At 37.3% G+C, this 22,654-nt stretch carries 25 protein-coding genes; 14 read left to right on the top strand and 11 right to left on the bottom strand.

Annotation, left to right across the window (positions count from 1 at the left end):
- Window positions 1-20: 20 nt before the first annotated feature.
- The 12 genes from NOX80_RS17360 to NOX80_RS17305 all read left to right on the top strand — a co-directional run bounded on the left by NOX80_RS17360 (window position 21) and on the right by NOX80_RS17305 (window position 11,047).
- The gene (locus tag NOX80_RS17360; RefSeq protein ID WP_256551077.1) at window positions 21-533 is read left to right on the top strand and encodes a ferritin; all 513 of its coding nucleotides are present in this window, start codon (window positions 21-23) and stop codon (window positions 531-533) included.
- 163 nt (window positions 534-696) lie between these two features.
- A complete protein-coding gene (locus NOX80_RS17355) occupies window positions 697-1,503 on the top strand; it encodes an outer membrane protein assembly factor BamD (protein ID WP_256551076.1) in 807 nt (268 codons plus the stop codon).
- A gap of 9 nt (window positions 1,504-1,512) precedes the next feature.
- The gene (locus tag NOX80_RS17350) at window positions 1,513-1,830 is read left to right on the top strand and encodes a DNA-directed RNA polymerase subunit omega (protein ID WP_256551075.1); all 318 of its coding nucleotides are present in this window, start codon (window positions 1,513-1,515) and stop codon (window positions 1,828-1,830) included.
- Window positions 1,831-1,835: 5 nt separating this feature from the next.
- Window positions 1,836-3,044: a bifunctional phosphopantothenoylcysteine decarboxylase/phosphopantothenate--cysteine ligase CoaBC gene (coaBC, locus tag NOX80_RS17345; RefSeq protein ID WP_256551074.1), complete on the top strand. Its 1,209-nt coding sequence runs from the start codon at window positions 1,836-1,838 to the stop codon at window positions 3,042-3,044.
- Window positions 3,037-3,924, top strand: a complete 888-nt coding sequence (porD, locus tag NOX80_RS17340) for a type IX secretion system protein PorD (RefSeq protein WP_256551073.1) — start codon at window positions 3,037-3,039, stop codon at window positions 3,922-3,924. Before coaBC ends, porD begins: the two co-directional genes overlap by 8 nt.
- Before the next feature lie 31 nt (window positions 3,925-3,955).
- Window positions 3,956-5,611, top strand: coding sequence for a DNA repair protein RecN (gene recN, locus NOX80_RS17335; RefSeq protein ID WP_256551072.1), 1,656 nt, complete (start codon window positions 3,956-3,958; stop codon window positions 5,609-5,611).
- A gap of 11 nt (window positions 5,612-5,622) precedes the next feature.
- Window positions 5,623-6,147, top strand: a complete 525-nt coding sequence (locus tag NOX80_RS17330) for a tetratricopeptide repeat protein (RefSeq protein WP_256551071.1) — start codon at window positions 5,623-5,625, stop codon at window positions 6,145-6,147.
- 10 nt (window positions 6,148-6,157) lie between these two features.
- The gene (locus NOX80_RS17325; RefSeq protein ID WP_256551070.1) at window positions 6,158-6,988 is read left to right on the top strand and encodes an enoyl-ACP reductase FabI; all 831 of its coding nucleotides are present in this window, start codon (window positions 6,158-6,160) and stop codon (window positions 6,986-6,988) included.
- A 92-nt stretch (window positions 6,989-7,080) separates the two neighbouring features.
- Window positions 7,081-8,079 (top strand): glycosyltransferase, encoded by a 999-nt coding sequence (locus NOX80_RS17320; RefSeq protein ID WP_256551069.1) that lies wholly within the window; start codon window positions 7,081-7,083, stop codon window positions 8,077-8,079.
- 4 nt (window positions 8,080-8,083) lie between these two features.
- Window positions 8,084-8,668 carry a dephospho-CoA kinase gene (coaE, locus tag NOX80_RS17315; RefSeq protein WP_256551068.1) on the top strand — a complete coding sequence of 195 codons (585 nt, stop codon included), beginning with the start codon at window positions 8,084-8,086 and terminating at the stop codon, window positions 8,666-8,668.
- A 71-nt stretch (window positions 8,669-8,739) separates the two neighbouring features.
- Window positions 8,740-10,326, top strand: coding sequence for a sensor histidine kinase (locus tag NOX80_RS17310; protein ID WP_256551067.1), 1,587 nt, complete (start codon window positions 8,740-8,742; stop codon window positions 10,324-10,326).
- A 4-nt stretch (window positions 10,327-10,330) separates the two neighbouring features.
- Window positions 10,331-11,047 (top strand): response regulator transcription factor, encoded by a 717-nt coding sequence (locus NOX80_RS17305; protein WP_256551066.1) that lies wholly within the window; start codon window positions 10,331-10,333, stop codon window positions 11,045-11,047.
- Between the two features lie 54 nt (window positions 11,048-11,101).
- On the opposite strand, the gene NOX80_RS17300 is transcribed toward NOX80_RS17305, so the two are convergent.
- From NOX80_RS17300 to NOX80_RS17260, 9 genes are all read right to left on the bottom strand, one after another.
- A complete protein-coding gene (locus NOX80_RS17300; protein ID WP_256551065.1) occupies window positions 11,102-11,848 on the bottom strand; it encodes an acyl-[acyl-carrier-protein] thioesterase in 747 nt (248 codons plus the stop codon).
- A gap of 3 nt (window positions 11,849-11,851) precedes the next feature.
- Complete coding sequence (miaA, locus tag NOX80_RS17295) at window positions 11,852-12,781, bottom strand: tRNA (adenosine(37)-N6)-dimethylallyltransferase MiaA (RefSeq protein ID WP_256551064.1); 930 nt, start codon at window positions 12,779-12,781, stop codon at window positions 11,852-11,854.
- Window positions 12,774-13,613 (bottom strand): ion transporter, encoded by an 840-nt coding sequence (locus NOX80_RS17290; protein WP_256551063.1) that lies wholly within the window; start codon window positions 13,611-13,613, stop codon window positions 12,774-12,776. Before NOX80_RS17290 ends, miaA begins: the two co-directional genes overlap by 8 nt.
- Window positions 13,614-13,625: 12 nt before the next feature.
- Window positions 13,626-14,987 (bottom strand): exonuclease domain-containing protein, encoded by a 1,362-nt coding sequence (locus NOX80_RS17285; protein WP_256551062.1) that lies wholly within the window; start codon window positions 14,985-14,987, stop codon window positions 13,626-13,628.
- 29 nt (window positions 14,988-15,016) lie between these two features.
- Window positions 15,017-15,676 (bottom strand): YggS family pyridoxal phosphate-dependent enzyme, encoded by a 660-nt coding sequence (locus tag NOX80_RS17280; protein WP_256551061.1) that lies wholly within the window; start codon window positions 15,674-15,676, stop codon window positions 15,017-15,019.
- Between the two features lie 29 nt (window positions 15,677-15,705).
- Window positions 15,706-16,926 carry a DUF1015 domain-containing protein gene (locus tag NOX80_RS17275; RefSeq protein ID WP_256551060.1) on the bottom strand — a complete coding sequence of 407 codons (1,221 nt, stop codon included), beginning with the start codon at window positions 16,924-16,926 and terminating at the stop codon, window positions 15,706-15,708.
- Between the two features lie 68 nt (window positions 16,927-16,994).
- The gene (locus tag NOX80_RS17270; protein ID WP_256551059.1) at window positions 16,995-17,882 is read right to left on the bottom strand and encodes a 3-hydroxyacyl-CoA dehydrogenase family protein; all 888 of its coding nucleotides are present in this window, start codon (window positions 17,880-17,882) and stop codon (window positions 16,995-16,997) included.
- Window position 17,883: 1 nt separating this feature from the next.
- Window positions 17,884-18,396 (bottom strand): mechanosensitive ion channel family protein, encoded by a 513-nt coding sequence (locus NOX80_RS17265; RefSeq protein ID WP_256551058.1) that lies wholly within the window; start codon window positions 18,394-18,396, stop codon window positions 17,884-17,886.
- 3 nt (window positions 18,397-18,399) lie between these two features.
- Window positions 18,400-19,365, bottom strand: a complete 966-nt coding sequence (locus NOX80_RS17260; protein ID WP_256551057.1) for a Gfo/Idh/MocA family protein — start codon at window positions 19,363-19,365, stop codon at window positions 18,400-18,402.
- A 167-nt stretch (window positions 19,366-19,532) separates the two neighbouring features.
- Here NOX80_RS17260 and NOX80_RS17255 point away from each other — a divergent pair, with 167 nt between their 5' ends.
- Window positions 19,533-20,174, top strand: coding sequence for a protein-L-isoaspartate(D-aspartate) O-methyltransferase (locus tag NOX80_RS17255; protein ID WP_256551056.1), 642 nt, complete (start codon window positions 19,533-19,535; stop codon window positions 20,172-20,174).
- A gap of 25 nt (window positions 20,175-20,199) precedes the next feature.
- Here NOX80_RS17255 and NOX80_RS17250 read toward each other — a convergent pair whose 3' ends face one another.
- Both NOX80_RS17250 and smpB read right to left on the bottom strand, forming a co-directional pair.
- Window positions 20,200-21,252 (bottom strand): Fic family protein, encoded by a 1,053-nt coding sequence (locus tag NOX80_RS17250; RefSeq protein ID WP_256551055.1) that lies wholly within the window; start codon window positions 21,250-21,252, stop codon window positions 20,200-20,202.
- A 66-nt stretch (window positions 21,253-21,318) separates the two neighbouring features.
- Entirely contained in the window at window positions 21,319-21,771 is a 453-nt protein-coding gene (gene smpB, locus NOX80_RS17245) for an SsrA-binding protein SmpB (RefSeq protein WP_256551054.1), read from the bottom strand.
- A 147-nt stretch (window positions 21,772-21,918) separates the two neighbouring features.
- Between smpB and NOX80_RS17240 the strand changes: the two genes are divergently transcribed.
- A complete protein-coding gene (locus NOX80_RS17240; RefSeq protein ID WP_256551053.1) occupies window positions 21,919-22,605 on the top strand; it encodes an OmpW/AlkL family protein in 687 nt (228 codons plus the stop codon).
- Window positions 22,606-22,654: the final 49 nt, after the last annotated feature.

Below are 22,654 nucleotides of genomic sequence, written 5' to 3'. Positions count from 1 at the left end.
ACTAAAAAAAAAAGAAATATATGTTATCAAAAACTATTGAAGCAGCTATTAATAACCAGATTAAAGTGGAGGCCGATTCTTCGCAAATTTATCTGGCCATGGCATCTTGGGCTGAAGTTCAGGGTTTTGAAGGGATTGCAACATTTATGTATGCGCAATCTGATGAAGAAAGAATGCACATGCTTAAGTTGGTAAAATATGTAAACCAACGTGGCGGACAGGCGCAAATCCCGGCGGTAATTGAGCCGTCATTGGATTATTCGTCTTTTAAAGCATTGTTTACACAATTGTTTGAACACGAAGTAATGGTGTCGGCCAGTATTAACGAACTGGTTCATGTTTCATTGTCGGAAAGAGATTATGCTACACATAACTTCCTGCAATGGTATGTGTCAGAGCAAATCGAAGAAGAGGCTACGGCAAGAACCATTTTAGATAAGATCAACTTAATCGGTGATGATAAAGGCGGATTGTATCTGTTTGACAACGATATGAAAAATTTCAGCGGGAATCAACCGAATACAGTGCAATAAAATCACGAAAAAAGAGTTTTAAAAGATGTCATTTTATGGGCATCTTTTTTTTGTTTTTCGGTCGAAAAAAAAGATTTTGTATTCTCTAATTAATAACTAAATTTGCATTTGCTTTCGAAAAAAGACTTTTCTTTGTTTTTGAGGCATATAAACTGAAAATAAAATGAGTAAATTTCTATATATTTTTCTTTTTGCGGTTCTTTTAACGTCATGCAGCCAGTATCAGAAAGCCTTAAAATCGGAAGATTTGGCTATGAAATATGAAGTGGCAACTAAAATGTACGATGCCGGAAAATATTCAAAAGCAATTCGTTTGTTCGAACAGATTGCAGCGCCGAACCGGGGGAAACCGCAGGCGGAAAAACTGTTTTATATGTTTGCTCAGTCTTATTATAAGACAAAACAGTATTATTTGTCAGGATATCAGTTTGAATCATTTGTAGCAGGTTATCCGAAAAGTGAGAAAAGAGAAGAAGCAGCTTATTTAGGCGCTAAAAGCTTCTATCAGTTGTCACCGGTATATTCTATCGATCAAACCGATACTCAAAAAGGAATAGATAAGTTACAGGAGTATATCAATGCTTATCCGGATTCGCCTAATATGGCCGAAGCTAATAAAATGGTAACCGAATTGCGTCAAAAGCTGGAGAAAAAAGCTTTCGAAATTGCAAAACAGTACAATACTATCGGGGAATGGACGAGAGATTATAATGCGGCCATTAAATCATTGGATAATTTTATTTCCGATTACCCGGGAACGATTTATAAAGAAGATGCTTTGTTTTATAAATTTGATTCTGCCTATAAACTGGCGATAAATAGTGTTCATGTTAAAATGGAAGAACGTTTGAATAATGCTAAAGCAGCTTATTCGGCACTGATACGTTTTAAAGAAGATACGAAATACAAAGCAAAAGCCGATGATATGTTGGCTCAGATTGATAAAGAATTACAACAATTTTCTAAATAATTAATAACGATGGATTTAAAAAAGACTACTGCTCCAGTAAACACCGTTACCTACAATAAGAGTAAGATTGAAGAGCCGACAGGTAACGTGTATGAAGCGATCACCATTATGGCAAAAAGAGCAAATCAGATTAATTCCGAAATTAAAAAAGAATTGATCGATAAGCTTGACGAATTTGCTACTTACAATGACAGTCTTGAGGAAATTTTTGAAAACAAAGAACAAATCGAAGTTTCCAAGTTCTACGAAAAATTACCAAAACCACACGCTTTAGCAGTACAAGAGTGGTTGGAAGGTAAAATCTATTACAGAGACTCTAACAAATAATTATAATGTCTGTTTTAAGCGGTAAAAAAATAATACTAGGAGTTTCTGGTGGAATTGCCGCATATAAAACGGCTACATTAGTACGACTTTTTATAAAAGCAGGTGCGCAGGTCCAGGTGATCATGACACCTGCTTCTAAAGATTTTGTTACACCTTTAACATTATCTACCTTATCTAAAAGACCGGTATTCTCCACTTTTTTTAATGAAGACGATGAAGATGCCGTATGGAATAATCACGTAGATCTTGCCTTGTGGGCAGATTTGATCGTAATTGCTCCGGCAACTGCCAATACCCTTTCCAAGATGGTAAACGGGAATTGCGATAATTTACTCATTGCTACTTATCTTTCTGCTAAATGTCCGGTTTATTTCGCTCCTGCGATGGATCTGGATATGTATAAGCATCCTTCTACAATAGCAAGTTTTAATGCACTAAGGGATTTCGGAAATAGTATTATCCCGGCCGAAAAAGGAGAATTGGCCAGCGGACTTTCGGGAGAAGGTCGTATGGCTGAACCGGAAAATATTGTTGCATTTCTTGAAAAGGATCTGGAAGGGAAACTACCGCTTCGGGGGAAAAAAATGCTCGTAACGGCAGGTCCGACATACGAAGCTATAGATCCCGTACGTTTTATAGGAAATCATTCGTCCGGAAAAATGGGATATGATATTGCAAAAGTTGCTGCTGATAATGGTGCTGAAGTGATTTTGGTTTCCGGCCCGACGCATCTGGATTTGAAACACGATCGTGTTCAGGTTCAAAAAGTAGTGTCGGCACAGGAAATGTATGAGGCTTGTCATGCCTGTTTTGATCAGGTAGATATTGCCGTATCGGCTGCTGCTGTAGCAGATTATCGTCCGAAAACAGTAGCCAGTCAGAAAATAAAAAAGAATGATGCTGCGTTTTCCATAGAACTGGAAAAAACAAAAGACATACTCGCTTCGCTTGGAGAAGTGAAGTCCAAACAGTTTTTAATCGGATTTGCACTGGAAACTGAAAATGAAATTGAGCATGCGAAGCAGAAAATTCAGAAAAAAAACTTAGATTTGATAGTTTTAAATTCGTTAAATGATACAGGTGCCGGTTTTGGAAAGCCAACCAATAAAGTAACGTTTATCGATAAAGATTTTTTAGTTGAGCCGATGGAACTGAAAACCAAAGAAGAAGTCGCTCAGGATATTGTCAACAAAATAATTGCTCACTATGCGTAACTGGATATTACTTTTACTTACTTTTTTATCGTTGAATAGCTTTGCTCAGGAACTGAATTGTAGTGTAAGTGTAAATTATAGTCAGATTACGAACGTAAACCCGCAGATTTTCAAAACACTTGAAAAGCAGATCACGGAGTTTATGAACAATACGAAGTGGACTGAAAAAACCTTTAAGCAAAACGAAAAGATCAATTGTGTGGTTTTTATCACGGTAAACGGATTTGATTCCAACAACTTTGATGCGACTATACAAGTGCAATCATCACGTCCGGTATATAATTCGACGTATTCGTCGCCGGTTTTCAATTTTAATGACAAAGATTTTAAATTCCGTTATGTGGAATTTGAAAACATGTATTTTAACCCGAATAGTTTTGATTCTAATCTGATTTCCGTTTTGGCTTTTTATGCTAATATGATTATCGGAATTGACGGTGATACTTATCAAAAAGCCGGTGGAACAAAATATTTGGATGCGGCACTGGCGATTGCCAATGTAGCGCAATCCAGCGGATATGAAGGGTGGATTCAGTCGGAAAAACGAAACACACGTTACTATCTGATCAATGACATGTTGTCAAATACGTATATGCCGTTCAGAGAAGCCATGTATCAGTTTCATTTACAAGGTCTGGACAGAATGGCTGAAAATCAGAAAACAGCTAAAGAAAAAGTAATTGCAGCTATCGAAACACTTTCGAAAGTTCACGATGTGCGTCCGAATTCATTCCTGATGCGTGTATTTTTCGACGCTAAAGTGGATGAAATTGTTAGTATGTATTCCGGAGGACCAAATGTTGATATCGTACAATTGGTAGAAAGGTTAAATAGAATATCTCCGTTAAATTCTTCTAAATGGAGTAATATAAAATATTAAATTTGTGTTTTAATTAATTGCCGCACAAATTATGTTGACATCCTTATCGATTAAAAATTTTGCTCTGATTGAACAGTTAGAGATTCGCTTTTCTAATGAATTTTCAATTATAACCGGAGAAACCGGAGCGGGAAAATCGATTTTACTGGGCGCCTTAGGCTTGGTATTGGGACGTCGTGCGGATCTGACCTCTTTAAAAGATAAAGAACAAAAATGTATAATCGAAGCCCATTTCGAAATACAACCGTACGGATTACAATCCTTTTTCGATGAAAATGATCTCGACTACGAAACGACAACCATAATACGCCGGGAAATTCTTCCTTCCGGAAAATCAAGAGCTTTTGTAAACGACAGTCCGGTAAACTTACAGGAATTACAGGAGTTAGGTGATTTTTTGCTTGATATTCATTCGCAACATCAGACACAGGAATTAACCGATGAAGCGTATCAGTTGCAAATACTCGATGCATTAGCCGGTCACCAAAATGTGTTACAGGAATACAAAAACCGATTATCCCGTTATAAAAACGTAAAATCGCAGTTAAAACAGTTGCAATCGGAAAAAGAAGCGTTGTTAAAAGAACAGGATTACAATACGTTTTTGTTAGAAGAATTACTGGTCGCAAATTTAAAAGAAGGCGAACAGGAAGAGCTTGAAGCTTTGTTTGAAAAACTAAATAATGTTGAGTTTATCCGGGAAGCACTGGATAAGTCACTAATGATAGCCAATGAAGAACAAATCGGATTGGTTCAGAATCTAAAAGAAGTAAAAGCGACATTATTGAAGATTGCACCGCTGTCAAAAGAATATCAGGATTTATCTGATCGGCTTTCCAGCGTTTTAATCGAATTTGATGATATCGCTGATGAATTACAACGCCACGCGGATGCTTTAACGAGTGATCCGGAGCAGTTGGAATTAACGAATCAGAAATTACAGAATATTTATACGCTTCAGAAAAAGCATCAGGTGAATACGGTTGCAGAATTACTTGAAATCCAGAAAGCACTGGATGAAAAAGTAGTGCAGGCGGATGATATGGATGCAAAGATTGAAATGCTGACAAACGAGGAAATAGTGATTAAAGAAGCGCTAAACGGATTCGCGAAAACCCTGTCGGCTAATCGGGAAAAAGCAGCTCCGGTTTTAATTGACCAGATTACAGCGATATTAACAGAATTAGGTATGCCAAATGCCCGTTTTGAATTTGATATCAAGCAAACGGAAACATTTTTACCATCCGGAAAAGATGAAGTACAATTGTTGTTCGCGGCCAATAAAGGAACGAGTTTCGGACTGCTGAAAAAAGTAGCGTCAGGAGGGGAAATGTCCCGAATTATGCTGGCTGTAAAAGCGATATTAGCGAATTATACAAAATTGCCAACAATTATTTTTGATGAGATCGATACGGGAGTGTCCGGTGAAATCGCACACAAAATGGGCGATATTATGAAAAAGATGAGCCGGCAAATGCAGGTTTTTGCGATCACGCATTTACCGCAGATCGCTGCAAAAGGAAATCAACATTATAAAGTGTTTAAATCGGTACAAGGCGAAACTACAGTTTCAGAATTGAAATTGTTGACAAATGATGAGCGTATCGTTGAGATTGCAGAAATGCTTTCCGGTAAAGATATCTCCGATTCGGCGCTGAATCATGCGAAATCATTATTAATTGATTAAAGGATTTTATTTTGGAAGAAAATATAAGTTACTACGAAAATCAGTTTATCAGAGCGGATGCTTTGATATCGGAAGGGAATGTTTCTGAAGCAAAAGAAATTCTCGAAGAAATTCTGGAACAATATCCGGATTTTGGAAAAGCACATAATCATTTGGGGTGGATCTATTATACAAAGCTGAGTAATCACGAAAAAGGGATCTATCATTATAAGCTTGCAATGCGTTTCGATCCGAAATATCCGGCAGCTTATTTAAATTATACGTATGTTCTGGTTGATCTGGGACGATTAACGGAAGCAAAAGAACATATAACAGAAACGCTAAAAAATCTTGAAGGAGCGGATAAAGCTTCTTATTACAGTGAGTTCGGCAGAATTTACGAAATGGAATTTGATCTGTTACAATCCTATGCAGCCTATAAACAAGCGGCTTCCTATGGTTTTGGCTCTCAGTTTATTGAGAATATGAAGATGAATATGGATAGGGTGAAAGATAAAATGACTATTTTTGAAAAATTAAAATTGAAATTTACTTAAAAATATAGCTATGTACAATTTATTAAAAGGAAAAAGAGGAATCATTTTTGGAGCCTTAGATGAGAATTCAATTGCTTGGAAAACGGCAGAGCGCGTACATGAAGAAGGAGGGGTATTTGTATTATCCAATGCTCCGATTGCAATGCGTATGGGAACGATCAATCAGTTGGCTGAAAAAACAGGTTCTCAAATTATTCCGGCTGATGCTACTTCTGTTGAAGATTTGGAAAACCTTATTGATAAAGCAGTAGAAATTCTTGGAGGTAAAATTGACTTCGTATTGCACTCCATCGGAATGTCAGTAAACGTTAGAAAAGGAAATCACTATACAAACCAAAATTACGATTTTACAGAAAAAGGATGGGATGTATCAGCTGTTTCTTTCCACAAGGTAATGCAGGTTTTATACAAAAAAGACGCGATGAGCGAATGGGGAAGTATTGTAGCGCTAACTTATATGGCAGCACAACGTGTTTTCCCGGATTATAACGATATGGCGGATAATAAAGCGTATTTAGAGTCAATTGCACGTAGCTTCGGATATTTCTTCGGAAGAGATAAAAAAGTACGTGTAAACACAATTTCTCAATCACCTACGCCAACTACAGCCGGTCAGGGTGTAAAAGGTTTCGGAGGATTTATCGCATTTGCTGATAAAATGTCACCGCTAGGAAATGCTTCTGCATTAGATTGTGCAAACTATACCGTAATGATGTTCTCGGATCTGACCAGAAAAGTAACATTACAAAACTTACTTCACGATGGTGGATTCTCCAATATGGGAGTGAGCCAGGAGGTAATGGAAGCTTTCGAACAAGGCTTGGCTGATAAAGGCGAATAAAAAAACCGTAAAAACGGATCATCATAAAAACCATCTCTTTGAGGTGGTTTTTTTCTTTTTATAAAGTTTATCTTTGTTAAAAAAAGAGACTGATGTATTTTTCATTGATAATTCCGGTGTATAACAGACCGGATGAAATTGAAGAGCTGTTGCAAAGCCTGACACGACAGAATTATAAGGACGATTTTGAAGTAGTAGTGATTGAAGATGGGTCTACGATACCTTGTGAAAATGTTGTGGCTGCATTCAAGAGTAAACTATTTATATCGTATTACAATAAACCGAATTCAGGACCGGGTGATTCCCGTAATTTCGGAATGCGACAGGCAATCGGACAATACTTTATTATTCTGGATTCCGACTGTATTTTGCCTGAAAATTATCTGACTTCTGTAGCGGCTAACCTTGAGAAAGAGTATGTGGACTGTTTTGGCGGACCGGATAAGGCATTGGATTCTTTTTCCGATATTCAGAAGGCAATCAATTTTACAATGACTTCCTTCCTTACTACAGGAGGTGTACGAGGCGGTTCTGAGAAAATAGGGAAATTTCAGCCCCGAAGCTTTAATATGGGATTGTCTAAAAAGGCATTCGGCGCTTCCGGCGGATTTGGAAACATACATCCGGGAGAAGATCCGGATTTGTCAATACGATTATGGGAAATGGGATTTAAAACCAGATTGTATAAAGATTCGTATGTATATCATAAACGACGAATTGACTGGAGTAAATTCTATAAGCAGGTTAATAAATTCGGGAAAGCACGACCGATATTGGATTCCTGGTATCCGAAATACAAAAAGATAACGTTTTGGTTACCGACATTATTTTGTTTAGGATTTGTGGTTGCTCTCGGGCTTTATGCGTTCGGAATTCCAATCCTGTTTCAATGTTATACCTTATATTTTGCGATTTTATTACTGGCTGGTATTATAGAAAACGCCAGTTTAAAAATCGGTTTTTTGGCTGTAATTGCGAGTGTAATTCAGTTTTACGGATATGGAACCGGCTTCTTAATATCGTTTTTTAGGATATTTGTACTAAAAAAGCAACCGGAAAGTGCATTTCCGGAATTATTCTTTAAAAAATAAGAAAATGACAAAAATTATTGGACTCACCGGAGGTATCGGAAGCGGGAAATCAACTATAGCAGAATATATTCGGTCTAAAGGAATTCCGGTGTATATAGCTGATGATCAAGCTAAAGCGATTATGGAGGATCCCGGAATTGTAAAAAAGGTTCAGGATATTTTTGTTGAAAATGTAATAGAAAATGATAAATTAAATCGCAAAAAAATTGCAGAATTAGTGTTTTCATCGCCTAAATTATTAGAAAAATTGAATGGAATTATTCATCCTGCTGTTAAGGAAAATTTTGATAATTGGTTAAAAAATAATATAAAAAGCAATTTTGTTGTTAAAGAAGCTGCAATTCTTTTTGAGAGTGGTAGTTATAAAGATTGCGATAAAATAATATTAGTAACAGCGCCTCAAGAGGTTCGAATAGAGCGTGTTATAAAGCGTGACGGAGTTGATAGAGAACAAGTGCTGGAACGCATGAAAAACCAGTGGACGGAAGAAAAAAAGGCAGAAATTAGCGATTATATAATAGAGAACACTGATTTGGCATCTTCTTTGCGTAAAGTTGATTTAATTCTTAAAGAATTGAATAAAATGTAAAAACCGGTTAAGATGTTAATCTTTGGTTAATGTTTTTAAGGAATAAATGTTAAAATGTTAATTTTGTTTTGATGAATAAAACGAGATTCCTCTTATTGATAATTTTGATGAGCCTATCTTTGGTAGGAATTATCTTGGTACAGTTATTCTGGATTAATACTTCCTACAAGAATAATGAAGAACAATTTAAGTACCATGTGCAACAGGTTATCGGTAGTGTAGCGAATAAACTACAACAACAAGAGTACTTCGAGTTTTATGAAAAGTTCAATAAGCTTAAGGATAGTATTGGAAAAGTGCCGAGGCAAAGTGATTTACTGGAGTATTTTTATGTAAAACGCGATCCGAAAACAAATGAACAGATCATTTACTCCAACACCATCGTTTTAGAAGATTACAATTTAAATCGTTCGTTCTTTGATAAAAGATCTGACTCCGTTTCGCTCAAAAGTTTCGTAGCGAAACGAAAAACAGAAATCTATAATGGAAATGTAGTAGACAATGCTGCCACTTTTCAGAAAGCCCCGATGCCGGATGTTACGATCGAAAAAGAAGGTAACCTTGATATTCTGGATAAAGCTCAGTTTGAAATTTATTTTAAAGATATCGTAGGATTAAAACCAATTCAGGAACGGGTTTCGAAAGAAAAATTACAGAACATGTTGCGTAACGAACTGAATCAGTATGGTGTAAATACACCTTTCGAATTCGGGATTTACAGTAATATGCTGGCAACCAAAGTGAAATCGGAAAATTTTAACTACGATAAAAACTCAACTTACAGTATCCCGGTTTTCCCGGATAATGAAGGGCAAAGTAAATACCAGCTTTTGTTGAGTTTCCCGCAGAAAAACAAATTCCTGTTTTCATCATTGATAGGAATTACATCGCTTTCCATCATTTTTACACTGGTTATCATTGTGGCTTATTTTAGTGCATTGAACCAGCTGATAAAACAAAAACAGATTTCAGAGATCAAAACCGACTTTATCAATAATATGACACATGAGTTTAAAACACCTATTGCTACGATTAATCTGGCTTTAGATGCGATTAAAAACCCGAAAATCATAGATGATAAGGAAAAAGTACAACGCTACCTGCAAATGATACGGGATGAGAACAAGCGAATGCATGCTCAGGTAGAAAACGTACTGCGTATTTCCAAACTCGAAAAAAGAGAATTGGAAATCAGCAAAGAACCTACAGACGTTCATAATATAATAGAAGATGCAATTGAACACGTTAACCTGATTGTGGAAGACAGAGGCGGAATTATAAAAAGCCACCTGAATGCAAAAAGAACCACAATATTGCTAAATGATGTACATTTTACCAATGTAATGGTTAACATACTGGACAATGCAATTAAATATTCACCAGAAGCCCCAATAATTGATGTAACAACAGAAAATGTCAAAGATTTTGTACTGATTAAAGTAAAAGACCAGGGGGCAGGGATGAGTAAGGTGGCTCAAAAGCGAATTTTTGAAAAATTCTACAGAGAGCACACCGGCGATTTACACAACGTTAAAGGACACGGGCTGGGATTAGCCTATGTGAAACGTATTATTGACGACCATAACGGTCAGATATTTGTAGAAAGCGAGAAGGGAAAAGGAAGTACCTTCATTATCAAAGTGCCACTAATAAATTAATGATATGGATACAACTAACAAAAAAATTCTTTTAGTAGAAGATGACCCCAATTTTGGAGCAGTGCTCAAAGATTACCTTTTAATAAATGATTTTGACGTTACTTTAGCCAAAAATGGAATGGAAGGTTTCGAAAAATTCAAAAAAGATAACTTCGATTTGTGTATTTTGGACGTAATGATGCCTTACAAAGATGGTTATACCTTAGCGAGAGAAATCCGTGAAAAAAATAAAGAAGTGCCGATTATCTTTTTAACGGCTAAATCAATGAAAGAAGATGTATTGAAAGGTTATAAAGTAGGTGCTGATGATTACCTGAACAAACCTTTTGATTCGGAAGTATTATTGATGAAAATCAAAGCGATTATTCAACGTAAAGCTTCTGAAGTAAAAACTGATAATACAAAATTTGAATTCCAGATCGGTAAATTCCATCTGAACTCTAAATTGCGTTTCCTTTCTTTCCAGGAAGAAGAGCCGATTAAATTATCGCCTAAAGAAAATGAATTGCTGAAAATGTTAGCATTACATGAAAATGATTTAATGCCGAGAGAATTGGCATTAACTAAAATCTGGAGAGACGACAATTACTTCACCTCAAGAAGTATGGACGTATATATCGCCAAATTACGTAAATACCTGAAACAGGATGAGGATGTTGAAATCCTGAACATTCACGGAGAAGGTTTCCGTTTGGTGATTAAAAATAAAGTTGCAGAATAAACCCACCCGATCTACTAAAGAAAAAAACGCTCCTTTTTAGGAGCGTTTATTTTTTTATTTCCAGTCCAATTGTAAAGCAAAAGAGACTTTGTTATCTTCTTTGTTTACCGAAAAGTAAGTTGGTTTTTCTTCTGTTGTCCGGTGTAGTGTTACTGCGTCATTAAGGTTCAATTCCCGCATAAAATTCATCTCAAAACTTTTGATTTCCTGTTTTAGAACAGCTTTTGCATTTAGCGTATCCAAACACCATTCGAGGTATTTTACATTGTTCACATGATTCACAATGTCAAGATCCGATAAAGCGACTTTGCGGCTTCCGGCAACTTTAGTATCGCGGGATACATTAATTTTAGAGAAATGTTGTTCGGTAGCATGCCATCCGGGAAATTTTTCAAAATGTTCATGTGGCAAAGCTAATGCTTCAGCTTTTCGTAGCTTGGTGTTGAAAACAGCCCAAAACGTTGAAGCTCCGGCTACCTTTTTTCCGTTAAGATACATTTCGATGTTACGGATTGAACGTGAGCCCTGTAAATCTTCAATCCAGGTTTTTACAATCACTTTGTCCATCCACTTAGGAAGAATATCGGTTATTTCTACCCGAATCCGACTCAAAACCCAGGCTTGATCATGCAATTGCATGTCATTAAAACTCAGCCCGCCATGAATAGAATGCTCAGCAGCGGTTAATTGTAACAGATTGCATAAATCGGTATATTTCAGAAAACCGTATGGTGTACATTGTGTAAAGTTGATTTCCCATTCATGTTCATAAACGGAAGTAAAATCGGGAGTTATAGGCATTTTTTATTCGTTTTGAATTTGTTGATTCACATATTCGATAATAGAACGGGCGGGTGTATTGTAATCAAACCACTGCGCTTTTTCTGTACGTTTAAACCAGGTCATCTGGCGTTTGGCAAAGCGTCGTGTGTTCTTTTTAATTTCCGATACCGCGAAATCGAACGTGTAATCTCCGTCAAAATAACTAAATAATTCCCGATAACCGACCGTTTGTAAGGCGTTTAACGTTTTATTGGGATAAAGCATTTCTGCTTCTTTTAGCAAACCGGCTTCCAACATCAGGTCGACACGTTGGTTAATACGATCGTACATGACATCTCTTTCGGCCTCCAATCCGATTACAATCGGCGTAAAATGCCGTTGCGTCTTTTTCTGATTCAGAAACGATGAATAGGGTTGTCCGCTTCCGATACAAACTTCTACAAAACGCATCATTCGTTGCGGATTTTGAAGTGTTTGCGGATTTTCAGCTTTAATTTTTGTATAGTTATCCGGATCAAGTTGCGCTAACTGATCCTGAAGGTAGTCTATTCCTTGTTTTTCGTAGTTCTCCCGGATTTTCTCCCGTACAACAGGATCAATATCCGGAAAATCGTCAAAACCTTTTAAAATGGCATCTACATATAAACCGGATCCGCCCACCATAACCTGAATGTTGTTTTTTACAAATAATTGATCCAGTAGCTCGATTGTATCTCTTTCGAAATCGCCTACCGTATACGGATCAAAAACCGAAATATGCTGGATAAAATGGTGTTGTGCGGCAGCCTGTTCTTCATTTGAAGGAACAGCGGTTCCGATCGCCATTTCTTTAAAAAACTGACGACTGTCGCAGGAAATAATATCGCAATTGAAATGTTGTGCCAGTTGAATACTTAAAGCGGTTTTCCCAATTGCTGTAGGACCTATGACGGTGATTAAATAATTAGCCATGCGTTAATTTTTCGCCACAATGGTGGCAATATCTGGAGTCTTCATTATAAATAATAGTAGTGCAGGACGGACATTTACGTTTGCCGTCCATATCCGGGTCGTTGCGTTTTGCATTGGCAAATTCGGCTGTTACAATTCCGGTTGGAACCGCAATGATTCCGTAACCCATGATCATGATAAAAGCAGCAATAATTTGTCCTAAAGTAGTAACCGGAGCGATGTCACCATATCCTACGGTTGTTAAGGTTACAATACACCAGTAAATACTCACGGGAATACTTGTAAATCCGCTTTCCGGTCCTTCGATGACATACATAATGGCGCCGAGTAAAATGGAAACTACCAAAATGAAATAGATAAATACGATAATTTTTGTCCGGCTGGCTTTAATAGCGAGTTTCAATTGGGATTCCTGACCGGTAAAATGCACCAGATTCAGAATACCGAATAATCGAAGTAATCGCAATGCACGGATAACAGATAAAATTCTTGATCCCGGTACAAAAAAGGACAAATACATCGGTAGAATGGAAATAAGATCCACTATACCGTAAAAACTGAAAATGTATTTTAAAGGTCGTTTATTGCAAATAATCCGAAGCGCATATTCGATACTGAAAAATATCGTGATGATCCATTCCGAAACTACAATAAAAGTATGGTGTTTGGCATCCAGTTTTTCGATGGATTCCAACATTACCAGGAGAACACTCAACAAAATTACGCCCAGTAACGTCAAGTCGAAAAGACGTCCGGCAAACGTATTGGAACCATAAATAATGATATAGGCTTTTTGCCTGAAAATATCGTATTTGGTTTTTAAGGCTCTCATAACGATTCGGAATTAAAACGTTACTACTTTATTGACTTTCTTTTTGCGAAGATAATTCTGAATGATATTACGGGTGTCCCGGTTATTTTGCATCGGGATAATGATTTTTTTCAGGATTTCAATATTGCTAATCTGATAATTCAGATCATAAAAACAATAGCCTTTGTAAATTCCGTTTTCAACCAGAATGGCACTTCTTTCATCGATACTGCGACCACGGTCCACAATCACCATGTTTTGATTTTGGAACTGATAATTGGTGATAAAATCCTGTACACGAACATTATATTCCTCCGGATTTTCTTTGCCGATACAGGCACCGTTACATTGTTTGATATCGTATTGAAAACAACCTTTTTTGGTATCGTATAAGCCGTTGATTTTCTGACACAATTGATATTCGGCTGTAATTTTATGCAGGAAGTTTTTGCCTTCCACAGCCGTTACAAAAGAGGTGATTTCTTTTTTACGTCCGTCGGCTTTTGCCAGACGAATCGCAATATAACCGTCCTGATCTTTTTCGGCATATAAAGCCCACGGAAAAATCGTTTTACGTTGTGCCCGGTTATAAACGGGTTTATTGATTTTGATTTCTTCGCTTTCTTTTAAAAGCGCGATCAGCTCACTTCCGGTTTCTTCGAAAGTGACGGCATAGACTTCGTTCTGTATTTTTTTGGCTTTACGGGATGTACCGGTGAAATGCTGGTTAACCCGTTTTTTAATATTTTTACTCTTACCGATGTAAATAATCGTACCGTCTTCACGATGGATATAATAAATTCCGGTTTTAGAAGGAATACCTTCCACAATGTCAAGTAATTTCGGAGACATCCCGGATTTGATTTCTTTTTTGATAAAAGTCGTAACGATTTCCTTTTTGACATCTTTAGCTAATAGCATTTTAAACAACTTAACTGTTGCCATGGCATCGCCGGTCGCCCGATGACGATCCGCTATCGGAATTCCAAGACTTCGAACCAATTTTCCTAAACTATAAGAAGGTTGGTCAGGGATTAATTTTTTAGACAGTTCAACGGTACAGATGGTATTCCGGTTAAATTCATAACCCAATCGGCGGAATTCCATACGAAGTACACGGTAATCGAATGCTGCATTATGTGCTACGATAATACAATCTTGTGTGACTTCTATAATACGTTTGGCTACCTCATAAAATTTTGGGGCAGAACGTAGCATGGCATTATTAATACCGGTTAGTTTAACAACAAACGGCTGTATTGGGATTTCCGGATTGACCAGACTGATAAACTGGTCAACCACTTCATGACCGTCAAAGCGATAGATGGCAATTTCGGTAATGCCTTCTTCGTTGTATTGTCCTCCGGTTGTTTCTATGTCGAGTATAGCGTACAAATTCTGTTCTTAGGTTTTAAATTTAGGGGTTACCGGACACCAAAAATACTGCTTCCGATCCGAACCATTGTGCTCCCACAATCAATTGCGGTTTTGTAATCGCCGGACATTCCCATCGATAAAACGGAAAAGTCGGTATTTTGGCTTTTATTGTCTTTATACTTGTCAAATATAGCTTTTAAACGGCTGAATTCTTTTTTTATCTGATCATTACTGTCGGTAAAAGTGGCCATTCCCATTAATCCTTTGATACAGATGTGATTGAGTTCCTTAAAAGCGTCGGATTTTAAAATAGCTTCCAGTTCATTTTCATCTAATCCGAATTTACTTTCTTCTTCGGCGATATAGATTTGCAGCAAACAATTAATAACCCGATCCGTTTTTTGAGCTTGTTTGTTGATTTCCTGAAGAAGCTTTAAACTGTCTACTCCATGAACCAGACTTACATAGGGCGCCATGTATTTTACTTTGTTGGATTGTACATGACCAATCATATGCCATTGGATATCCTTTGGCATCTGTTCCCATTTTTCGGTCATTTCCTGTATTTTATTTTCACCGAAAATACGTTGTCCGGCTTCATAAGCTTCCATAAGATCCGCTACCGGTTTGGTTTTAGAAACCGCAACCAGTGTAACTTGTTCCGGAAGACTTGCTTTTATTGTAGTAAGATTTTCACGTATTGTCATATTCTCTTATCATTGGTTGATCAAAGGGGCTATATTTCATAAATAACCAGTCCGCTTCTGAATTTCGGTTCGATAAACGTACTTTTTGGCGGCATGATTAAATTGGCATCAGCCAGATCTTTAATTTCTTTAATATTGATAGGGAACAGCATGAAGCCAACTTCAAATTCGTCGCTATCTACCTTTTCTTTGATCGTGGTAATGGATTTTGTACCGGGAACATACTCAATTCTGTCATCCGTTCGTAAATCTTCGATACCCAGAATCGGTTGTAATACCGTTTTGTATAGAATCTGAGCATCCAATCCGGATAAAGCATCATCAAAGATAAAATTTTCTTCTTTAAGTTTTAAGGAATAAAAGGCGCCGTCTAAATACATTCCGAATTCGAATTTATTACGGGGCTTCCACAGTTCCTGCTTTTTACTTTTGATGACGAAATTATCGGCTAGTTTTTTAATAAAATCATCTTTGCTATAACCGTTCAGATCGCGAATCAGACGGTTATACTCATAAATTTTAATGTTAGAATCGGCAATCAGATAACTCATAAAATAATTCAGGTTTTCGTTGCCTGAATTTTTATCCTGTTCATATAATAATTCCGCTGAAGCCGATCTGTGGTGACCATCTGCAATATACAGATCGCCGATATTTTTAAATTGTTCCTGAAGCCACTGAATTTCAGTATCGTCTGAAATTTTCCACAAGGTATGTTTTTCTTTATTGGTTGTGGAAAAATCCAGTAACGGACGTTCTTGTGATTTGTTGAAAATCCACTGACTTAGCACCGGATTTTCATTATATGTCATCAGTACGGGTTCGGTATTAAAACCGGTTTGATGCAGATAATCCTTAAAAAGATCTACCCGGTATTGTAAGGTGTCTTCGTGTTTTTTAATCGTATTCTGTTGGTAATCTGTAATAGAAGTCCCGGCCAGAATCCCGATAAATTTATGATTTTTAGATTCAATTTGGTAAAGGTATAATACCGGTTTTTCTTCCTGAACCAATATGGCGTCCTTTTTAAAATCGGCGTATTTGTGTGCAACCGCTTTAAAACGCTTGTCAAATCCGATCTTCTGTTGGTTTACATAAGCCGGATTTAAAATGTGTAAAAAAGAAAACGGATTAAACTCCAGATAAGCCGCAAGTTCTGCCGCTCCGTAATCGTCATAAGAACGGGAGGTAACCAGACTTACTTTGTCAGCTGTAGGATGAACCGCTTTAAAAGGTTGTATTAGTGCCATTGAATCAAAATTAAAAATTGGCAATTGATAACCGAGATTACCAATTGCCAATCGGATATACTAAATAATTAAGCGAACATTTTCGCTACTTTTTCTGCTTTTTTGCTTTCGGAATAATCATAGAAACCTTCTCCTGATTTTACACCCAGTTTTCCGGCCATTACCATGTTTACCAATAAAGGACAAGGAGCATATTTCGGGTTTTTAAATCCGTCATACATTACATTAAGGATCGAAAGACAAACGTCAAGTCCGATAAAATCAGCCAGTTGTAATGGTCCCATCGGATGTGCCATTCCTAATTTCATTACCGTATCGATTTCGGATACTCCTGCCACACCGTTATATAGTGTTTCGATAGATTCGTTGATCATTGGCATTAAAATACGGTTGGCTACAAATCCCGGATAATCGTTTACTTCTACCGGAGTTTTACCCAGTTTTACAGATAAATCCATGATGGTTTTTGTAACTTCATCCGTAGTATTGTATCCGCGGATGATTTCTACCAATTTCATAATCGGCACCGGATTCATAAAGTGCATTCCGATTACCCGCTCCGGGTTTTTCACCACAGAAGCGATTTGTGTAATGGAAATAGAAGAGGTATTGGTAGCCAGAACTGTAGATTCATTACAAACTTCGCTTAGCTGTTTGAAAATGTTTAATTTTAAAGTTACATTTTCAGTAGCGGCTTCTACTACTAAATCCGCATTAACAACACCGTCTGCAATGTCAGTATAGGTAATGATGTTTTCAATAGTTGCTTTTTTATCGGCTTCCGTAATGGTTCCTTTGGCAATCATTCGATCCAGGTTACCTACGATTGTAGCCATTCCCTTTTCCAGTGATTTTTCGGAAATATCAATTAATAATACTTTAAAACCGCTTTGCGCAAAAGTATGTGCAATTCCGTTACCCATTGTTCCGGCTCCGATTACAGCTATGTTTTTCATTTTATGGTTGTTTTTTAATGTTTGTTATAATTCCGTTTGATAATAACGTATTCGGGATTACGATTTTATTGTCTGTATCATCCAAAATAACGGTGTCATGCAGGTTAACTTCCAGTACACGACCTGATTTGCCCTGAAATTCAATATAATCATTCACGCGGAACGGTTTGAAAATCAGGATAAAAATACCGCCTACGATATTACTTAAAGCTTGTTGGGAGGCAAATCCCGCTATTAAAGTGGTTACTCCGGCTCCGGCCAAAAGCGAATGTCCGTAGGTTTTTGCAATCGGTAAAGTTAATAAAGCCCAGCCGAATCCGAAAAGATAAATAATGGCTGTGGCAAAATGTTTGAAAAAGACATAATTGGTAGGATCACTATCCATTATGTTGGATTTTTTCAGGATAAGCCTTTTCAGATATAGATTGGCAAAATAGGAAAACAACAGCGTCATTCCACAGATAATAGCGAAATGAACCAAAGTTTCCGTATCCTGAAGCACTTTTTCGAACATGGATTATTTTTTAAAACAGTCAATAATCTGGTGGGCTACCCGTAAGGCTTCTGTTCCGTCTTCCAGTGTTACTATTGGTGTTGTATTGTTGTTGATGGCATCTGCAAATGTTTCCAGTTCATCCAGGATGGCATTGTTCTGATGTACGGAAGGGTTATCGTAATAGATTTGTTTTTTTACACCTTCAGCATTTTGCAGGATCATATCGAAATCACCCGGAATTTCAGGTGCATCTTTCATTTTAACGACTTCACAGATTTTATCAAGATAGTCGACCGATATATAGGCGTCTTTCTGGAAAAAACGGGCTTTTCGCATGTTTTTCATTGAAATACGACTGGAAGTTACATTGGCAACACAGCCGTTTTCAAATTCAATCCGTGCATTGGCAATATCCGGAGAATCACTAATCACGGAAACACCACTGGCACTGATGTTTTTTACTTTCGAGCGCACCACGCTTAAAATTGCATCGATATCGTGGATCATTAAATCCAATACAACCGGTACATCGGTTCCGCGCGGATTAAATTCAGCCAGTCGGTGGGTTTCGATAAACATCGGGTTCTCAATTTTATCTTTTACTGCTTTAAAAGCCGGATTAAATCGTTCTACATGACCAACTTGTCCTTTTACATTGTGTTTGGTTGCCAGGGCAATAATCTCACGGGCTTCCTCTACGGTATTGGCAATCGGTTTTTCAAGGAATACATGTTTTCCGTTTTCGATAGCTTCTTTGGCACAATCGAAATGAGAAAGTGTTGGCGTTACAATGTCTACCACATCGACAGCCTGAACTAATGCTGTTATCGAATCGAATTTTCGGTAACCGAATTCCTGTGCAACTTTCTCGGCATTTTCAGTATTCGGATCATAAAACCCGACTAATTCATATTTTTCAGATTGATTGAGTAATCGTAAATGTATTTTTCCAAGGTGGCCGGCACCTAATACGCCAACTTTTAGCATAATTGTCTATTTTCAACAAAAATAAAAGATTTCGCCGTAAAATCTTCTATTTCAAATTTAAAAGTTAGGTGATTTTTTTTAAGGAAAGGGGTGTTAATAATTTTAGATGATGGATTTCAAATTGTACATTTGTTTGTTATTTTTACCGTCAATTAATAGCCATAAAAGTGAGAGATACAGCCAAACATCAAGGTCTTAGGAATCAGTTGATAACCGTTTTACAACAAAAAGGTATTACGGACAGAAATGTATTGGAAGCCATCAAAAAAATACCGAGACATCTTTTTTTGAATTCAGGATTTGAAGATTTCGCCTATCAGGATAAAGCATTCCCGATCGGTGCCGGACAAACGATTTCGCAACCGTATACCGTAGCATTTCAATCGGAATTATTACAGGTGAAAAAAGACGATAAAATATTAGAAATCGGTACCGGATCCGGTTATCAGACGGCTGTTTTATGTACAATGGGAGCAAAGGTATACAGTGTGGAACGTCAGAACGAATTGTTTAAAAGCACTTCGTTATTATTGCCGAAATTAGGTATGCGTCCGAAACATTTATCCTTTGGTGATGGTTATAAAGGACTGCCGAATTTCGCCCCTTTTGACGGGATTATTGTAACAGCCGGAGCGCCGTTTATTCCGCAACCGCTTATGGCACAGCTGAAAATCGGTGGCCGATTGGTAATTCCGTTGGGTGAAGATGTTCAGGTTATGACGTTACTGATCCGGAAAAATGAGACACAATTTGAAAAGCATGAATTCGGAGATTTTCGTTTTGTGCCGTTATTGGAAGATAAAAATTAACTAAAACGCCTTTTCGGGCGTTTTTTTATTGATAAACCAGTAGGTTCAGATAACGTTCCAGACTTTTTTTTTCGGCTTCGGCAATCTGAAGTAACAGCAACTCTTTACTTTGAGAAGTTTGTGCTTCATTCAAAGCATGTTCCAAACGCATTCGGGAAGCCATATCCCCTTTTATATTGGCTGAAAGATAGCCCTGTTGCAGCAGGATAAAATTCATAATCATTCGGGCTACTTTGTTATTTCCGAAAGCAAAAGGTTGTATCTGTTGGAGTTGTGCTAAAATTTCTCCGGCCAGAATAACCGGATGTAATTTGATTTTATTGGTTTCATACCATAAAAAAGTATCCGCCATTAATTTCGGTATCGTGTTGAAACGAGGTAGATTATATGACGTTTCATTCTGTACGGTATCGGTTGTACGGTATTTTCCGGATTCTTCCGGTGTGATACCCCGAACGGAAAGATTGTGAAGCGTGAAAATTTCTTTTTCGGAAATAAAACCACTTTTACTGTATAGTGTTTCGAGATAACGCAAAGCTTCGATATGGTTAATAGCTTCGAGATGTTCCCGCATGCTTTTACCGGCAATGGTTTCTCCTTTCTGAATAACGGCAATTGTTTCCTCGAGTGAAAAAGTGTTTCCGTCTAATTGATTGCTGTTGAAAATATAATCCAGAGCGATCGTCTGTTTGATTGCTTCGGTTTCAAAGGAACGAAAACGGGTCACTTTTTCTTTTAAATTGTCGATTTCGTTTAATAATAGCTGAAGTGCAGCGGAAATCGGATACGTTTTTTTAAAAGCATTGCGTTTGATTTCTTCTTCCGCCAGTTGTATGGCTTTTAAAGCGAATTCATCTTGACCGATTTCGTAAATGATTTTTTCTTTTAGCCAACTGATCAGAAGTGTGTCAAAATCAATTTCCAGTAGCGTGGCTAATTTAGTGAGTTGGTCTCGTGTGGGTTTTCGCTGACCGTTTTCAAACTTACTGATTAATGCTTGATCAATATGAAGCATTTGTGCCACTTCCCGGGTTTTAAGCCCTTTTTGTTCGCGGGCATTTTTGAGTAAGTCTTTCATGCTTCTTGCTTTTTCATGACAATTTTAGTCATAAATCGGCAAAATCAAAACACTTTTGAATAATAATTAGTGGGTTTTTTTAACACGATCCAGATCACGCTTATTATCACGGTCTTTGATTGTCTCACGTTTGTCGAAGTTTTTCTTACCGCGGCATAATGCAATATCCAGTTTAGCGAGCCCTTTTTCGTTGGTAAACAAACGAAGCGGAATAATAGTTAGCCCTTTATTCTGCATATTTTTTAAAAGACCTTTCAGTTCTTTTTTGTTTAAGAGCAGTTTGCGTTCGCTTTTGGCTTTGTGATTATAGTGCGTACCGTACAGGTATTCTTCGATATGCGAATTGATAACAAACAGTTCATGGCCGTGGAATTCACAGAAACTCTCGGCTATGGAAGCTTTACCCAGGCGAATTGATTTGATCTCCGTACCGGTTAATACAATACCGGCCGTATACTTATCAAGTATCTCATAATCGAATTTCGCTCTTTTATTAAGTATGTTAACTGTTTTTTGCATAGGATGGCAAAGGTAATAACAAAAAGCGAATCGTAAAAATTTTGAGATTCCAATTACTAATGAAAAAGTTGCTGTACTATGATTTTTGTCAGTTTTTGCCTGTAATTATGCCACTACTTTTGTCCTGTAATATTAAATGATAGAGACATGAAAAAAATAACGTTATTAGCTGCAATGGCACTTTTTTTAGGAACAAATTGGGTACAGGCACAGGAAACAAATAAAACCGATGATTTTAAAAGATGGCAGGTTCGGGTACGTGGAGTAGGTGTAGTGCCAAACGAAAGTGCTACGATTAATACAATTGGCGGTGACGCTTCTATTTCGAATACGGTTATTCCGGAACTGGATTTCTCTTATTTCTTCACCAAAAATTTTGCTGTAGAATTGATTCTGGGGACTTCAAAACACGATGTGCATACCGTTGGATCTGATATTTCGGCTGTGGGCGGACCGACTAATGCTAATGTCGATCTAGGCTCCGTTCGGTTATTACCGCCTACTTTGATGGCACAGTATCATTTTTATCCGATGAGTGAAAAAGTGTTTAAACCGTATGTAGGCGCCGGACTAAATTATACCTTCTTTTATGATGTAAAAGCAGGAAATACAGTTAAAGATGTAAAATATGATAATGCATTAGGTTATGCGGTTCAGGCTGGTTTTGACCTTATGATAACCGATAAGTTCTTTATCAATGCCGATGTAAAACGTTTATTCTTAAAAACAGATGTTACAGTGGATGCTTCCAATCTGGCTGATGGTTTGAGTATTCCGGCTGATGTAAAAATAAATCCATGGTTATTAGGATTAGGGGTTGGGATGCGATTCTAATTACGTGGTTTAGTGGTTTTTTGATAAGAAGGTTGCTCTTTAGCAGCCT

Source organism: Flavobacterium cerinum (genome assembly GCF_024496085.1).
Lineage (GTDB): Bacteria > Bacteroidota > Bacteroidia > Flavobacteriales > Flavobacteriaceae > Flavobacterium > Flavobacterium cerinum_A.
Note: the sequence above shows the minus strand (reverse complement) of the source record. Positions and strands in the feature narration are given on the sequence as shown.

Bases quoted from the DNA above. Each gene is read 5' to 3' on its own strand.
- NOX80_RS17360 (WP_256551077.1), top strand. From the start codon at position 21: ATGTTATCAAAAACTATTGAAGCAGCTATTAATAACCAGATTAAAGTG.
- NOX80_RS17355 (WP_256551076.1), top strand. From the start codon at position 697: ATGAGTAAATTTCTATATATTTTTCTTTTTGCGGTTCTTTTAACGTCA.
- NOX80_RS17350 (WP_256551075.1), top strand. From the start codon at position 1,513: ATGGATTTAAAAAAGACTACTGCTCCAGTAAACACCGTTACCTACAAT.
- coaBC (WP_256551074.1), top strand. From the start codon at position 1,836: ATGTCTGTTTTAAGCGGTAAAAAAATAATACTAGGAGTTTCTGGTGGA.
- porD (WP_256551073.1), top strand. From the start codon at position 3,037: ATGCGTAACTGGATATTACTTTTACTTACTTTTTTATCGTTGAATAGC.
- recN (WP_256551072.1), top strand. From the start codon at position 3,956: ATGTTGACATCCTTATCGATTAAAAATTTTGCTCTGATTGAACAGTTA.
- NOX80_RS17325 (WP_256551070.1), top strand. From the start codon at position 6,158: ATGTACAATTTATTAAAAGGAAAAAGAGGAATCATTTTTGGAGCCTTA.
- NOX80_RS17320 (WP_256551069.1), top strand. From the start codon at position 7,081: ATGTATTTTTCATTGATAATTCCGGTGTATAACAGACCGGATGAAATT.
- coaE (WP_256551068.1), top strand. From the start codon at position 8,084: ATGACAAAAATTATTGGACTCACCGGAGGTATCGGAAGCGGGAAATCA.
- NOX80_RS17310 (WP_256551067.1), top strand. From the start codon at position 8,740: ATGAATAAAACGAGATTCCTCTTATTGATAATTTTGATGAGCCTATCT.
- NOX80_RS17305 (WP_256551066.1), top strand. From the start codon at position 10,331: ATGGATACAACTAACAAAAAAATTCTTTTAGTAGAAGATGACCCCAAT.
- NOX80_RS17300 (WP_256551065.1), bottom strand. From the start codon at position 11,848: ATGCCTATAACTCCCGATTTTACTTCCGTTTATGAACATGAATGGGAA.
- miaA (WP_256551064.1), bottom strand. From the start codon at position 12,781: ATGGCTAATTATTTAATCACCGTCATAGGTCCTACAGCAATTGGGAAA.
- NOX80_RS17290 (WP_256551063.1), bottom strand. From the start codon at position 13,613: ATGAGAGCCTTAAAAACCAAATACGATATTTTCAGGCAAAAAGCCTAT.
- NOX80_RS17280 (WP_256551061.1), bottom strand. From the start codon at position 15,676: ATGACAATACGTGAAAATCTTACTACAATAAAAGCAAGTCTTCCGGAA.
- NOX80_RS17275 (WP_256551060.1), bottom strand. From the start codon at position 16,926: ATGGCACTAATACAACCTTTTAAAGCGGTTCATCCTACAGCTGACAAA.
- NOX80_RS17270 (WP_256551059.1), bottom strand. From the start codon at position 17,882: ATGAAAAACATAGCTGTAATCGGAGCCGGAACAATGGGTAACGGAATT.
- NOX80_RS17265 (WP_256551058.1), bottom strand. From the start codon at position 18,396: ATGTTCGAAAAAGTGCTTCAGGATACGGAAACTTTGGTTCATTTCGCT.
- NOX80_RS17260 (WP_256551057.1), bottom strand. From the start codon at position 19,365: ATGCTAAAAGTTGGCGTATTAGGTGCCGGCCACCTTGGAAAAATACAT.
- NOX80_RS17250 (WP_256551055.1), bottom strand. From the start codon at position 21,252: ATGAAAGACTTACTCAAAAATGCCCGCGAACAAAAAGGGCTTAAAACC.
- smpB (WP_256551054.1), bottom strand. From the start codon at position 21,771: ATGCAAAAAACAGTTAACATACTTAATAAAAGAGCGAAATTCGATTAT.
- NOX80_RS17240 (WP_256551053.1), top strand. From the start codon at position 21,919: ATGAAAAAAATAACGTTATTAGCTGCAATGGCACTTTTTTTAGGAACA.